This is a genomic window from Sulfitobacter sp. M13 (genome assembly GCF_053474885.1).
Genome location: NZ_CM130281.1, coordinates 2,888,979 through 2,902,049, shown reverse-complemented (window position 1 = coordinate 2,902,049; position 13,071 = coordinate 2,888,979). Strand labels below are relative to the sequence as shown.

The 13,071-nt window shown below is 61.2% G+C and carries 13 protein-coding genes; 9 read left to right on the top strand and 4 right to left on the bottom strand.

Features of this window, described 5'->3' with window-relative positions:
• The first annotated feature begins 37 nt into the window (after positions 1 to 37).
• Positions 38 to 1,699: a SulP family inorganic anion transporter gene (locus tag ACVBAU_RS13860; RefSeq protein ID WP_138922806.1), complete on the top strand. Its 1,662-nt coding sequence runs from the start codon at positions 38 to 40 to the stop codon at positions 1,697 to 1,699.
• Between the two features lie 80 nt (positions 1,700 to 1,779).
• Here ACVBAU_RS13860 and ACVBAU_RS13855 read toward each other — a convergent pair whose 3' ends face one another.
• Complete coding sequence (locus ACVBAU_RS13855) at positions 1,780 to 2,385, bottom strand: flavin reductase family protein (protein ID WP_138922807.1); 606 nt, start codon at positions 2,383 to 2,385, stop codon at positions 1,780 to 1,782.
• An 81-nt stretch (positions 2,386 to 2,466) separates the two neighbouring features.
• Between ACVBAU_RS13855 and ACVBAU_RS13850 the strand changes: the two genes are divergently transcribed.
• Both ACVBAU_RS13850 and ACVBAU_RS13845 read left to right on the top strand, forming a co-directional pair.
• Complete coding sequence (locus ACVBAU_RS13850; RefSeq protein ID WP_448326803.1) at positions 2,467 to 2,955, top strand: GNAT family N-acetyltransferase; 489 nt, start codon at positions 2,467 to 2,469, stop codon at positions 2,953 to 2,955.
• 53 nt (positions 2,956 to 3,008) lie between these two features.
• Complete coding sequence (locus tag ACVBAU_RS13845; RefSeq protein ID WP_138922809.1) at positions 3,009 to 3,773, top strand: EcsC family protein; 765 nt, start codon at positions 3,009 to 3,011, stop codon at positions 3,771 to 3,773.
• Here the strand turns inward: ACVBAU_RS13845 and modC are convergent.
• The 3 genes from modC to modA are packed head-to-tail and all read right to left on the bottom strand — an operon-like array spanning position 3,770 to position 6,269.
• A complete protein-coding gene (modC, locus tag ACVBAU_RS13840) occupies positions 3,770 to 4,858 on the bottom strand; it encodes a molybdenum ABC transporter ATP-binding protein (RefSeq protein ID WP_448326802.1) in 1,089 nt (362 codons plus the stop codon). The genes ACVBAU_RS13845 and modC overlap by 4 nt on opposite strands.
• On the bottom strand, positions 4,855 to 5,544 hold the full coding sequence (gene modB, locus ACVBAU_RS13835; RefSeq protein WP_448326801.1) for a molybdate ABC transporter permease subunit: 690 nt from the start codon (positions 5,542 to 5,544) through the stop codon (positions 4,855 to 4,857). The genes modC and modB overlap by 4 nt, the downstream gene beginning before the upstream one ends.
• Positions 5,541 to 6,269 carry a molybdate ABC transporter substrate-binding protein gene (modA, locus tag ACVBAU_RS13830; protein ID WP_138922812.1) on the bottom strand — a complete coding sequence of 243 codons (729 nt, stop codon included), beginning with the start codon at positions 6,267 to 6,269 and terminating at the stop codon, positions 5,541 to 5,543. Before modA ends, modB begins: the two co-directional genes overlap by 4 nt.
• 109 nt (positions 6,270 to 6,378) lie before the next feature.
• On the opposite strand from modA, the gene ACVBAU_RS13825 reads away from it, so the two are divergent.
• The 6 genes from ACVBAU_RS13825 to ACVBAU_RS13800 all read left to right on the top strand — a co-directional run bounded on the left by ACVBAU_RS13825 (position 6,379) and on the right by ACVBAU_RS13800 (position 13,009).
• Positions 6,379 to 6,837, top strand: a complete 459-nt coding sequence (locus ACVBAU_RS13825; protein ID WP_254700503.1) for an NUDIX hydrolase — start codon at positions 6,379 to 6,381, stop codon at positions 6,835 to 6,837.
• A gap of 70 nt (positions 6,838 to 6,907) precedes the next feature.
• On the top strand, positions 6,908 to 7,366 hold the full coding sequence (locus tag ACVBAU_RS13820) for a DUF1178 family protein (RefSeq protein ID WP_448326800.1): 459 nt from the start codon (positions 6,908 to 6,910) through the stop codon (positions 7,364 to 7,366).
• A 118-nt stretch (positions 7,367 to 7,484) separates the two neighbouring features.
• On the top strand, positions 7,485 to 8,723 hold the full coding sequence (locus ACVBAU_RS13815) for an aspartate kinase (RefSeq protein WP_138922815.1): 1,239 nt from the start codon (positions 7,485 to 7,487) through the stop codon (positions 8,721 to 8,723).
• 161 nt (positions 8,724 to 8,884) lie between these two features.
• Complete coding sequence (gene ptsP, locus ACVBAU_RS13810; protein ID WP_335744329.1) at positions 8,885 to 11,146, top strand: phosphoenolpyruvate--protein phosphotransferase; 2,262 nt, start codon at positions 8,885 to 8,887, stop codon at positions 11,144 to 11,146.
• 259 nt (positions 11,147 to 11,405) lie between these two features.
• Entirely contained in the window at positions 11,406 to 12,566 is a 1,161-nt protein-coding gene (locus tag ACVBAU_RS13805) for an iron-containing alcohol dehydrogenase (protein WP_448326799.1), read from the top strand.
• Entirely contained in the window at positions 12,566 to 13,009 is a 444-nt protein-coding gene (locus ACVBAU_RS13800) for an acyl-CoA thioesterase (protein WP_138922818.1), read from the top strand. The genes ACVBAU_RS13805 and ACVBAU_RS13800 overlap by 1 nt, the downstream gene beginning before the upstream one ends.
• Positions 13,010 to 13,071: the final 62 nt, after the last annotated feature.

Below are 13,071 nucleotides of genomic sequence, written 5' to 3'. Positions count from 1 at the left end.
CCAGCTTATAGATGCGATTTGACCCGAAGGATGCCCGATGGCGCGTACCACGTTCCGTAGTTTTACCAAAAATCTTGATGTGACCGATCTGCGATGGATGCCGGGAGAGGGGTTCTCTCCCTCGCGTCTGCGCATTGAACTTTTGTCGGGTCTGACCGTCGCTCTGGCCCTCGTGCCCGAAGCGGTGGCCTTTGCCTTTGTCGCGGGTGTGAACCCGTTGGTGGGGCTGTATGCGGCGTTTCTGGTCGGTCTGATCACCGCTTTGATCGGGGGGCGTCCGGGGATGATCTCTGGCGCGACAGGGGCCTTGGCCGTGGTGATGGTGGCTTTGGTTGCGCAGCACGGTGTTGAATACCTGTTCGCCACGGTGGTGCTCATGGGGCTGATCCAGATTTTCGCGGGCGTCATGCAATGGGGCAAGTTCATGCGGCTTGTGCCGCATCCTGTGATGCTGGGCTTTGTAAACGGTCTGGCGATTGTTATTTTCCTTGCCCAGATGGGCCAGTTCAAAGTGCCGGGCACGATGGTTGATACAGGGCACGGCATGTCGGGCGGCGAATGGCTATCGGGCAGCCCGTTGTATCTGATGCTGGCGCTGGTTGCCGCGACCATGGCGATCATCTGGATTATGCCACGCCTGACCAAGCTTATCCCCGCGCCGCTTGCAGGTATCGGCATCATCGCCATTCTGGTGATCGCGACCGGCATGGACGTGCCGCGGGTGGGGGATCTGGCCTCTATCGAAGGTGGCTTCCCGATGTTTCACATGCCGTTTGGCGACGGGCTTGGCCTTTATGGCACCGCTTTGGCCCCGTTCAACCTTGAGACGCTTTATATCATTCTGCCCTATGCCGTTATTCTCGCGGCGATCGGCCTTATTGAATCACTGCTGACGTTGAACCTGGTCAGCGATATGACCAACACCCGCGGCGGTGCCAGTCAGGAATGTATCGCACAAGGTGTGGCGAATACCGTGACAGGCTTCTTTGGCGGTATGGGCGGTTGTGCGATGATCGGCCAGTCGATGATCAACGTCAAATCAGGCGGGCGCACACGGGTTGCGGGGATCGCTGCGGCGGTGTCCCTGCTGCTCTTTATCCTTGTGGGCGCACCTTTGATTGAACAGATCCCGCTGGCAGCACTGGTCGGTGTGATGTTCATGGTCGTGATCGGCACCTTCGCGTGGAACTCCTTTGGTATTCTGCGCAAAGTGCCGCTGACCGATGCCTTTGTGATCCTGCTGGTGACGTTTGTCACGGTCTACGAAGACCTTGCCGTTGCGGTGGTCGTCGGCGTGATCGTGTCTGCGCTGGCCTATGCCTGGAACAACGCCCGCCGCATCCACGCCAAGACCTACACCACGCCCGACGGGGCCAAGGTCTATCAAATTCAGGGGCCTTTGTTCTTTGGGTCTTCTGAGGGGTTCGCGGAGCTGTTCAACGTCAAGGGCGACCCGAGCGAAGTGATCGTCGATTTCGAAGACAGCCGCGTGGTGGATCAATCTGCCCTCCAGGCGATCGAGACGATTGCCGCGAAATACGAAGGCGCGGGCAAGCGTATCCAATTGCGCCACCTGAGCCGCGACTGTCACCGTCTGCTGAAGAAAGCGGGCCACCTGATGATCGATAGCGATGATGATCCCGAGTATCAGGTCGCCGTGAACTATCAGGTGCGCACCGGCGTTTTTGGCGGTCACTAGCCCGCCCGACACCATGACATGAAAAAGCCCCCGATGCAGACCGCATCGGGGGCTTTTGTCTTTGTGCTGAAATGGTCGGATCAATCGTCGGGGCGGATGATCTCGAAGATTTCGGTCACGCGGGCGTAATCGCGATAGCCCAAGCGCGAGAGGGGTTGGTAGGTCGTCACATCAAACCGCCCGTCTTTGATGCAATCGTCGCGCATATGCACGCCCACAACTTCGCCGAAGACGGCAAAGTTGTTCTCTCCTTCAATCTTGACCATCTGGGTCATGCGGCATTCCAGACTGGCCGGGGCCAGTGCGACACGTGCGCAGCTGATCTGGTCGCAGTCCGCCTTTTCGATCCCCGCATGGCCGAATTCATCGGCACCATGGGGCAGCGTGGCCGAAGAAGCGTTCATCGCATCGCGCATCGCATATTCGACAATGTTCACACAGAAGACGCCGGTTTCACGGATATTCGCCATGCTGTCCTTTGTCCCGTCCACATCGGCTTTGGTGCCGGTTGACGCAAACATCACCTGTGGCGGCGTATAGGCAACACCATTGAAAAAGGAGTAGGGGGCCAGATTGTCGTTCCCGTCCGCATCGCGGGTTGAAATCCATCCGATGGGGCGCGGTGTGACAATCGCGTTGAACGGATTATGGGGCAGCGGGTGGCCGTCTTGCGGGCGATAGAACATCAAAATCTCCTCATGGTTTGCACCTATGGCTAGCGCCATGATAAAGGCAGCGCCACAGGAAAACCTCCAGAGGGCCACGCCTTGTATCACATCACCCCCGAGACGGCCGCAGATCGCTGGGAAGTCGAAGCATTATACGACACCTGTTTTGCGCCCGGGCGCGAGGCGCTGTCGTCCTATCGTTTGCGCGATGGTGTGCCGCCGGCGGCAGGGCTGAACCATGTAGCCCGCGATGCAGGTGGTATCCTTGCCGGGGCTATCCGCTATTGGCCGGTCTGTATTGGCACCCATCCCGCGCTGTTGTTGGGGCCGGTTGCTGTGCACCCCACGCGGCAGGGCGAAGGGCTCGGCGCGTTGCTGATCGAAGGGAGCCTCGCGCAAGCGGTCCCGCTGGGGTGGTCGCGGGTGATGCTTGTGGGGGATGCGCCTTACTATAGCCGGTTCGGGTTCACTTTGCTGTCCGAGGTGGTGATGCCGCCGCCGACAAATCCTGAACGGGTGCTTGGCCGTGCGCTGGTAGAGCGCGCATGGGAGGGCATTTCAGGGGATGTCACTGCTTGGCCACATTGAAAGTGGCGAGGCATTAGCCCACATTCTAGCCAAACAGGCAGAGGCTCCGGAAAATGCAAATCGAAAGCAACCTACCCAGCACCATTGATGTAGAGGCGCGGCTGGACCAGATCGCCAAGCGCTACAAAAGTGCGGGCGGGGTGGGGATCAACGTGTTGAATGTCATCGGCGGCAGCGCCGAAGGCCTGATCGACAAACTACCGTCGCCGATACGGCGCAATCTTGAAAGTGCAACCGTCAAGGCGCTGGGCCAGGCGATGAAGGCTGCGACCACGACACGGTCGATGGTGCCGGATCAGAAAAGCTGGTTGAACATTGCAGTGAGCGCGGCAATGGGGGCGGCGGGCGGTGCAGGTGGTTTGCCTACCGCGCTGGCAGAGCTGCCGGTGACGACTACGCTGCTGCTGCGCGTCATTCAGGGCGTTGCCGTAGAGCACGGGTTCGATGCCCATGCGGAAAACGTGCAATTCGATTGCATACAGGTGTTCAGCGCGGCGGGGCCGCTGTCAGAGGATGACGGGGCAGATCTGGCGTTTCTGTCGGCACGGGTCGCGTTGAGCGGGCGGGCAATGCAGGCGGTGATAGCCAAGGTCGCCCCGCGTCTGGCGCTGGTGTTGGGGCAAAAGCTGGCCGCGCAAGCGGTGCCAGTGCTGGGGGCGGTGGCCGGTGCGGCGACCAACTATGCTTATACCAGCTACTACGAAGACATGGCCCATGTGCATTTCGGGCTGCGCAAGCTGGCGATTGATGCTGATGTCCCCCACGAAGAGCTGGTCGAGCGGCTGCGCGCCAAGGTTGGACTGCGCAAGATCGCCTAGCGTCCGATGCTGCCCGGCGCGACCGTTGTGGCCTTGAGGATCGCAAAGCAGGTCATGCCCGGTGACAGCCCCAATTCGGCGACGGCGCGGGCCGTCACGCGGCTGAGCAACCGGTCGCGCCCCGCCCGTAGGGCAATCGCGGCCCCCGGGCCGTCGCCGGGGTGGATCGCCTCTATCGTCACGGGCAGCACATTGACCGAACTCAGCCCCTCAGGGCGGGTCAGGGAAAGGATCACATCCTGAGCCAGCACCCGCAGTCGCACGCGCGCGCCTGCCTCGGCGTGAACACCCGGCAGTTCCAGCTCTCCGGCGCTGATCCGCAGGGTCGTGATCCCGTCATTCCCATGTTCAACAACATCCGCCTCGATCACTGCGCCGGCCTCGCGGACACCAAGCAGGGGCACAGCGGCGGGGTCAGACATGACATCGAACAGCGGGCCTTGCGCCTGCACTGTCCCGTTCTGGATCAGCACCAGCGTATCGGCCAGCCGCGCGATTTCATCGACCGCGTGGCTGACATAGAGGATCGGCAGCCCCAAGGGCCCGTCGCGCAGACGTTCGAGAAAGGGCAAAATCTCTTGCTTGCGTGGCCCATCAAGACTGGCCAGCGGTTCATCCATCAGCAGCATCCGCGGGTGGCTTAGCAAGGCACGGCCCAAGGCGACCCGCTGTTTCTGGCCGCCCGACAGGGTGGCGGGGGCGCGGTCCAGCAGGGTCTCTAGCCCCAACAGGGCGACCACATCCTTTTGGGCGGGGCCGGTGCTGCCGCGCGGCGCATAGCGGGCCCCAAACATCAGGTTCTGCGCCACGGTCAGATGCGGAAACAGCCGCGCATCTTGAAACACGGTACCAAGGCGGCGTTTGTGCGGCGGCACGTAGATGCCGCGTTCGGTGTCCAGCAGCACCTCGCCGTCGATAAGGACGCGCCCGCGGTCAGGCTGCAAAAGCCCCCCAACCGCGTTGATCACGGTGGATTTTCCGGCCCCCGACCGGCCAAACAGCGCAGTGATGCCCGGCCCGGCCTCAAGCGCGAGGTCCAGCGCAAAGCCGTCAAAGCGGTGCGACAGGGACAGCGAGAGCGTCATGCGCCTGCAATCCGTTTTGCAACGCGGCGGGCCAGCACCTCGGACAAAAGCACGGCGCTTACGGCGATGACTGATGACATGAGCACCATCACCACGGCCTGACCCTCACCACCGGGAATTTGCAGCGCAGCCCAGATGGCGCTTGGCAGGGTCTGGGTCTGGCCGGGGATATTGGCGACAAAGGTGATCGTGGCCCCGAACTCGCCCATGGCTTTGGCAAAGCCCATGACTGTCCCCGCCAGCACACCGGGCAAGATAAGCGGCAGGGTGACGCGGGCAAAGACGGCGGCGCGGGGGGCACCCAAGGTTGCGGCAGCGTCCTCGAGTTTGGGGTCGACCGCCTCTATCGCCAGCCGCATGGCACGGACCATCAGCGGGAACCCCATGATGATCGCGGCCAGCACCGCGCCGGACCAATGGAACGCCAGTTGCAGCCCGATTGCGTCCAGCGCACGGCCCAAGGGCGCGTTCCGCCCGAACGCCATCAGCAACAGATAGCCCGTCACCACAGGCGGCAAAACCAGCGGCAGGTGCACGGCGGCATTCAGCAGCGCCTTGCCCCAGAACTCACGTCGCGCCAGCAACCACGCCACCCAAAGCGCAAGCGGTATTGCCAGCAGTGTCGCCCAACAGGCCACCCAAAGCGACAGGCGCAGCGCGTCCCATGCGGCGGCGTCTACCGTCATTCGGGCCGCGGCTCGAAGCCGTAGCGGGCAAAGACCGCACGTGCTCCCTCCGAGCGCAGATGCGCCATGAAGGCCGCCCCGCTGTCCGTCAAAGCCGCGGCAGGGTAGGTGATCGGGCTGTGTGTATCCTTTGGGATGTCATAGACGATGCGGACCTGCGGCTCTGCCATGGCGTCGGTGCGGTAGACCACACCAAGCGGCGTCTCTGCCCGTGCAACAAGGGCAAGGGCGCTGCGCACGTTATCTGTCTCTGCCAAATGCGCAGAGATGGCTTCCCATTGTCCGGTTTTCTCGAACCATTCACGCGCATAGATACCAGCGGGCACAGCGTCGCGCTGCCCCATAGCCAGCCGTGCATCGCCAAGGGCACCTGCCAGATCGGCAGGGTCGGGTGCGATGTCGCTGTCGGCGGGGGCGATCAACACCAACGCATTGCCCAGCAGATCAACCACGGCGTCGGGATCAACCGCGCCGCGATCGCGCAGCCAGTCCATCCAGACCGGCGCGGCCAGCAGGACCACATCGGCAGGGGCCCCCGCATCAACCTGCCGCGCCATGGTGCCCGATCCGCCAAAGGATAGCGCCACATCACCGTCATAGCCGCGCGCGACCTCGTCCAGCGCGCCGCGCAGGCTAGCGGCGGCGAAGACCGTCACCGAAGGCTGCTCGGCCATCGCGAGGGTGGGCAGTAACACTGCAATAACATGAGGTAAAAAACGTTTCATCCGCGCAGTATCAGTCAAGCGGTTGGGGCGTGCAAGGGCGACGGGTCTTGTCAACTTGGCACGGGTAGGCTTTTGTTGATGCACCATCTTCGGAGACAGAATGCCTCGCATGAAACAGTTGCCCATATCCCTGCAAGGTGCCCGCAAGGGAGAGGTAAGAACCCAGTTCGCGGCGCTGTGCTATCGCGTCAGGCAGGGTAAGGTGCAGGTGTTGCTGATTACCTCGCGGGGGGCGAAACGCTGGATCGTGCCGAAGGGCTGGCCGATGGATGCCAAAACCCCCGGTGCAGCCGCCGCACGCGAGGCGTGGGAAGAGGCAGGCGTCAGGGGGCGCGTCACGGGGGGCTGTCTGGGCGTTTACTCATACATCAAGGCGGTGGACGACACTGCGCAGCTGCCTGTCATCGCCATGCTCTACCCCATCGAGGTTCAGATGTTGGCCGATAAATACCCCGAAGCCGGCCAGCGGCGACGTAAATGGATGTCGCGCAAGAAGGCTGCCAAACTGGTGTCCGAGCCCGAGCTGGCGCGGATGATCCGCGATTTTGATCCGCGTGGGCGGAGCTAAGCCGCTTGACGGCGCCAGATCGCACCCCCATTTTAGATACCTTAACGACGAGAGGATGCCTGCGGGCGCGATGATCAAGTTTTCGCTGAAGTGTGAACGCGACCACCAGTTCGAAAGCTGGTTTAAATCTGCCGCCGCCTTTGATGCGCTGGCGCAGGCGGGGCATTTGGCATGTGCCATTTGCGGGTCGCCCGAGGTGACCAAAGGCATGATGGCCCCGCGTGTCTCGACCGGCGACGCCCGCACAAACAGCCCTAAGGATGACACGAAGCCGGACACGGCGGTGCCAGTCCTCTCCAAACCGCAAACCGAACTGGAAAAGGCGTTGAAAGCCCTGCGCAAGGAGGTCGAATTTTCGTCGGAATATGTCGGCAACAATTTCGTCAAAGAAGCCCGCGCCATGCATCTTGGCGATGCACCTGACCGGTCGATCTATGGCGAAGCCCGTCTGGACGAAGCTGTCGCCCTGATCGAAGAGGGTATCCCGCTGACGCCGCTGCCGTTCCGGGCCAAACGCTCCACCTCTTAGGACCGGCTGAACAGAGGCGCGCCCCGTGTTGTATGCCTGTGCAATCCCAGCGGCCTGCGGGCTTGCTAAGGGCGGCGCTTGCGCGTACACCGCGCCGGAGTTTTGCAACGGGGGACATATGCCTGTTCTGGTGATGAAGTTTGGTGGCACGTCGGTGGCCACCTTGGACCGTATCCGCCGCGCGGCCAAACGCGTGGGCGTCGAAGTGGCCAAGGGCTATGACGTGATCGTCATCGTTTCTGCCATGTCGGGAAAGACGAACGAGCTGGTCGGCTGGGTAAACGAGACCTCTCCGATGTATGATGCGCGTGAATATGACGCTGTCGTATCGTCTGGCGAGAACGTGACCGCAGGCCTGATGGCGTTGACGTTGCAGGAAATGGACGTGCCGGCGCGCAGCTGGCAGGGCTGGCAAGTGCCGGTCAAGACGACCTCGGCCCATTCGTCTGCGCGGATCGAAGACATTCCGCCTGCAAATATCATGACCAAATTTGGCGAGGGCATGCGCGTTGCGGTTGTCGCGGGCTTTCAGGGTGTCAGCCCCGAAGGACGGATCACCACGCTGGGGCGTGGCGGATCAGACACCACCGCGGTCGCCTTTGCCGCTGCCTTTGATGCAGAGCGTTGTGACATCTATACGGATGTGGATGGGGTTTACACCACCGACCCGCGGGTCAGTGCCAAGGCGCGTAAACTGGACAAGATCGCCTTTGAAGAGATGCTGGAACTGGCGTCGCTGGGGGCTAAGGTCCTGCAAACCCGGTCGGTTGAACTGGCTATGCGTTACAAGGTCAAGCTGCGTGTATTAAGCAGTTTTGAAGAACAATCAGACGAGGCTGGAACGCTGGTCTGCGCCGAGGAGGAAATTATGGAAAGCAATGTAGTATCCGGTATCGCGTTTTCGCGTGACGAAGCAAAGATGACGCTGGTTTCGGTGGCGGATCGCCCCGGCATTGCCGCCGCGATCTTTACCGCGCTCAGCGAAGGTGGCGTGAACGTCGATATGATCGTTCAGAATATATCGGAAGAGGGGCGCACGGATATGACGTGGTCCTGCCCTGTCGACCAGATCAAGCGTGCGCAGGCGGCGATAGATACCGCAAAAGCCTCGGGTGAGCTCAACTTTGACGATCTGATCGCGGACACAGATGTGGCCAAAGTGTCGGTCGTGGGCATCGGCATGCGCAGCCACACCGGCGTTGCGGCCAAGATGTTCCAAGTGCTGTCGAACGAGGGCGTGAACATCAAGGTCATCACAACTTCCGAGATCAAAATCTCTGTGCTGATCGACCGCAAATACATGGAGCTGGCCGTTCAGGCGCTGCATGACGCGTTCGAGCTCGACAAAGCTGCTTAAATCGCAGGCGTATCGCCCGTGTGGATCGCTGCGTTTTCCCGCCTCGGGGGAAAACGCATCTTCCTGCCCCAAAAAGCAGATGATAGATGTCTATGATAACAGGCGTTTCATTTTCGACGCGCCTGTGATCTAAGCTGGCATCGCCGGGGGGAAATGATCGCATGGCTGATGGGATAGAGACAGAAAGCCGCAAGCTGCTGGGGCGTCTGCGCGATGCCATGGCCAGTGATGACGCAGGGCAGGCGCGGCTGGATAAGATCACGCATCTGATTGCGTCTTCGATGGGCTGCGAAGTCTGCTCTATCTACCTTTTCCGCGACGAAGACACGCTGGAACTCTGCGCGACCGAAGGGCTGAAAGCCGATGCGGTTCACGAAACGCGCATGAAGATGGGCGAAGGCCTGGTCGGTCGCGTCGCCAAGCGCAAACGTATCATAAACACACCTAACGCGCCCCAGGCCCCCGGTTTCCGGTTCATGCCCGAAACCGGCGAAGAGCTGTATTCGAGCTTTCTGGGTATACCGGTGCAGCGCTTGGGTGAAATGCTGGGCGTTCTGGTTGTCCAATCCAAAGCTGCCCGCGAATTTTCAGCCGACGAAGTTTACGCGCTGGAAGTGGTCGCCATGGTGCTGGCCGAGATGACCGAACTGGGGGCCTTTGTCGGCGAGGGGGCGGCGATGTCGGCGCGCCACAGTCAGCCGGTCCTGCTGCGCGGCACCGTTGCCCAAGAAGGCGTCGCCGAAGGCCACGTCTGGCTGCACGAACCACGCGTCGTTGTGTCAAAGTTGGTGGCGGATGACCCCGTGATTGAAACCGCCCGCCTGAACGAAGCCGTCGACGATCTACGCGTCAGCGTCGATCAGATGATGGCGATGGCGGGGGGCGACAAGGACCAGCAGCAAGTGCTTGAAGCCTACCGCATGTTCGCCAACTCCAAAGGTTGGTTGCGTCGGATGGAGGAAGACATCGGCCGCGGTCTGTCCGCCGAGGCGGCTGTCGAAAAAGAACAATCCTTGGCACGGGCCCGTATGGGGCAAGCCAGCGACGCCTACCTGCGCGAACGGCTGTCAGATCTGGATGACCTGAGCAACCGTTTGCTGCGTATTTTGACCGGGCAGGGGTCAAACACCGGCGCAGAGATGCCTGCCGACCCAATTTTGGTGGCGCGTAATATCGGACCGGCGGAACTGCTGGAATATGGTCGCTCTCTGCGCGGTATCGTGTTGGAAGGTGGATCGGTCGGCAGCCATGCCGCGATTGTCGCGCGGGCGCTGGCGATTCCGCTGATCGTTCATGCTGCGCGCGTGACCAATGACGCGCTAAACGGTGACCGGATCATGGTCGATGGTGAACAAGGCGTGGTGCACCTGCGCCCCGATGAAACCGTCGCCTCTGCGTTTCGTGACAAGATTGCGATGCAGGCCGAGGCGCAGGAACGCTATGCCTCGATCCGTGACAAAGCAGCGATTACCAAATGCGGCACCACGGTCGGTCTACATATGAATGCGGGGCTGATGGCTGACTTGCCCTCGCTGGAGGGGTCGGGGGCCGAAGGGGTGGGGCTGTTCCGCACCGAGCTGCAGTTCCTTGTACGCAGCAAGATGCCCAAACGGTCCGAGCTGTCGGCGTTGTACAGCCGTGTGCTGGATGCTGCGACTGGCAAGCGCGTGGTTTTCCGGACACTGGACATCGGGTCGGACAAAGTGCTGCCCTATATGAAGCCCAACGACGAACCGAACCCCGCGCTGGGGTGGCGTGCGATCCGCGTGGGGCTAGACAAACCGGGTATGATGCGGATGCAGTTGCAAGCGTTGATCCGGGCCGCAAACGGACGCCCGCTGTCGGTGATGTTTCCCTTTGTCGCGCAGTTCGAAGAATACCGCGCCGCCCGCGCCGAGATGGACAAGACGCTTGCCCGCGAGGCCCGTTTGGGTCACGTGCTGCCCTCGCAGATCGAAGTGGGGGCGATGCTGGAAACTCCATCGCTCGCCTTTGCCCCGACCAAGTTCTTCGAAGAGGTCGAGTTCCTGTCGATCGGTGGCAACGATCTCAAGCAGTTCTTTTTCGCTGCCGACCGCGAGAATGAACTCGTGCGCCGCCGCTATGACACGTTGAACGTCAGCTTCCTGACCTTTCTCGAAATCATCGTTGGCCGCTGCCGTGAAACCGGAACACCGTTGTCGTTTTGCGGCGAGGATGCGGGCCGTCCGGTGGAGGCACTGTGTTTTGCCGCGATCGGGATAACCACGCTCTCCATGCGCCCTGCCTCTATCGGGCCGGTCAAAAGCATGTTGCTGCGGTCTGATCTGAACGAAATCCGCGAGGTCATCTATGCCGCGCGGGATCGTGGAGACCAGTCGGTCCGCCCCGCGGTGATGGAATATCTGCGCAGCCAAACCAACGACGTGCGCCGCCTGCCGTAACGGTCTGGGCCGGTAGGGTCTAAAGCAGCAATAAGGCCGGATTTATCCATTGGGCTGCAAGGATGTGCATCGACAGGCGCACCCCTGGCGTAGATTTCTGCAAAGGTGACACGGGCGGCCATATATCGCAGCCCCAGTTTCGCAGAGCGAAAAAAGAAACCGAAATAGTGACTATGCGCGTGCGGCTTTATTCCCTTTAATGCCTTTAAGTCGCAGCGCGGAGGAAAGCTGCGGGCAGCTATGGGAGAAGCGCGGGCATATGAACCCTTTTGTATTCAACACCACCAAATCCGTCGTATTCGAAAACGGAGCCGCCGTGCGTATCGCGGAGTTGGCAGGCAGTCTGCTGGGCAAGGCCTGCTTGCTGATCACGGACCCCGGTTTGCGCCAGCTTGGTCTATGTGAGCCTTGCATCGACGCGCTGGAAAAAGCGGGTCATCAGGTCACCATCTTTGACAAGGTAGAGGCGGACCCCTCGCGCGAGACATTGATGCGCGCAGTCGCGGCAGGGCGGTCGGCAGGGGCCACGGGTGTGATCGGCTTTGGCGGCGGATCATCGCAAGACGTGGCCAAGCTTGTGGCGCTTCTGCTTGGCTCTGACGAGGATCTGGATGCCGCTTGGGGGGTAGGGCAGGCCAAGGGTCCGCGCTTGCCACTGGTGCTGATCCCCACGACCGCTGGTACCGGATCAGAGGTCACGCCCGTGTCGATCATCACCGTCGGCGCAGAGGAAAAGCGCGGCGTGTCGTCGCCTGTGATCCTGCCTGACATGGCCATTCTGGACGCGTCCCTGACGGTTGGACTGCCTGCGCCGATTACGGCGGCAACGGGGGTTGATGCGATGGTCCACGCGATTGAATCCTATGCGTCGGTCAATGCGAACAACAACCCCGTGTCCAAGCTGCTCGCCCGCGAAGCCTTGCGTTTGCTTGGGGCCAATATCGAAGCCGTGGTGGCCGACGGCAGCAATGTCGACGCCCGCGGTGCAATGTTGTTGGGGTCCATGCTGGCGGGTCAGGCCTTTGCCAATTCGCCGGTCGCGGCGGTGCATGCGCTGGCCTATCCCATCGGCGGCACCTTTCACATCCCGCACGGGCTTTCCAATGCGCTGGTGCTGCCTCATGTACTGCGCTTTAACGCGCCACACGCCGGCAGCGTCTACGCCGAGATCGCAGCAGATGCTTTCCCCGCACTGGCAGAGGTGGAGGGTAGTCAGGCCCGCACAGAAGCCTTTATCAATGCGCTCTCAGAGCTTTCGGCCAAGCTCGGGCTTCCCCAGCGTCTGCGCGACGTGGATATTCCACAAAGTGCGATCCCAAAGATGGCCGAAGATGCGATGGTGCAGGCGCGTTTGCTGGTCAATAATCCGCGCGACGTCACGCAGGCCGACGTTCATGCGATCTATGAGGCGGCTTGGTAATGGCCCCTCGCGCACCTGCCGCAACCCGGGCTGATTATGCTGATTTCTATCCGCTGCAAACCCGCTGGAACGACAATGACGCTTATGGGCATATGAACAACGTCGTCCATTACGCGCTGTTTGATACGGCCGTGAATGGCTGGTTGATCGAACGCGGACTGTTGGATCCGCAGACCAGCCCTGTGTTCGGGCTCGTGGTTGAAACCGGCTGTCGATACTTTGGGGAAATGAAATTCCCTGACCGTGTAACCGCAGGTTTACGGGTGGCGCAGCTTGGCAAAAGTTCTGTGCGGATGGAGCTGGGGTTGTTTAAAAATGACGACGACACGGCCTCTGCCGAAGGGTTCTTTGTGCATGTCTACGTGGGGCGCGAAGACCATCGTCCGACTGAAATTCCCAGCCTGACCCGTAGCGCGCTAGAGGGGCTGCAAACCACCTCTTAAGCGTGGCGTAATCCCGCGCGTTCAGGCTTGGCGGTTGCAAGTGCTTGGTGTCCACATGTTAT

Coding starts and splice junctions, on each gene's coding strand:
- ACVBAU_RS13860 (WP_138922806.1), top strand. CDS start 38: ATGGCGCGTACCACGTTCCGTAGTTTTACCAAAAATCTTGATGTGACC.
- ACVBAU_RS13855 (WP_138922807.1), bottom strand. CDS start 2,385: ATGTTCTATCGCCCGCAAGACGGCCACCCGCTGCCCCATAATCCGTTC.
- ACVBAU_RS13845 (WP_138922809.1), top strand. CDS start 3,009: ATGCAAATCGAAAGCAACCTACCCAGCACCATTGATGTAGAGGCGCGG.
- modC (WP_448326802.1), bottom strand. CDS start 4,858: ATGACGCTCTCGCTGTCCCTGTCGCACCGCTTTGACGGCTTTGCGCTG.
- modB (WP_448326801.1), bottom strand. CDS start 5,544: ATGACGGTAGACGCCGCCGCATGGGACGCGCTGCGCCTGTCGCTTTGG.
- modA (WP_138922812.1), bottom strand. CDS start 6,269: ATGAAACGTTTTTTACCTCATGTTATTGCAGTGTTACTGCCCACCCTC.
- ACVBAU_RS13825 (WP_254700503.1), top strand. CDS start 6,379: ATGAAACAGTTGCCCATATCCCTGCAAGGTGCCCGCAAGGGAGAGGTA.
- ACVBAU_RS13820 (WP_448326800.1), top strand. CDS start 6,908: ATGATCAAGTTTTCGCTGAAGTGTGAACGCGACCACCAGTTCGAAAGC.
- ACVBAU_RS13815 (WP_138922815.1), top strand. CDS start 7,485: ATGCCTGTTCTGGTGATGAAGTTTGGTGGCACGTCGGTGGCCACCTTG.
- ptsP (WP_335744329.1), top strand. CDS start 8,885: ATGGCTGATGGGATAGAGACAGAAAGCCGCAAGCTGCTGGGGCGTCTG.
- ACVBAU_RS13805 (WP_448326799.1), top strand. CDS start 11,406: ATGAACCCTTTTGTATTCAACACCACCAAATCCGTCGTATTCGAAAAC.
- ACVBAU_RS13800 (WP_138922818.1), top strand. CDS start 12,566: ATGGCCCCTCGCGCACCTGCCGCAACCCGGGCTGATTATGCTGATTTC.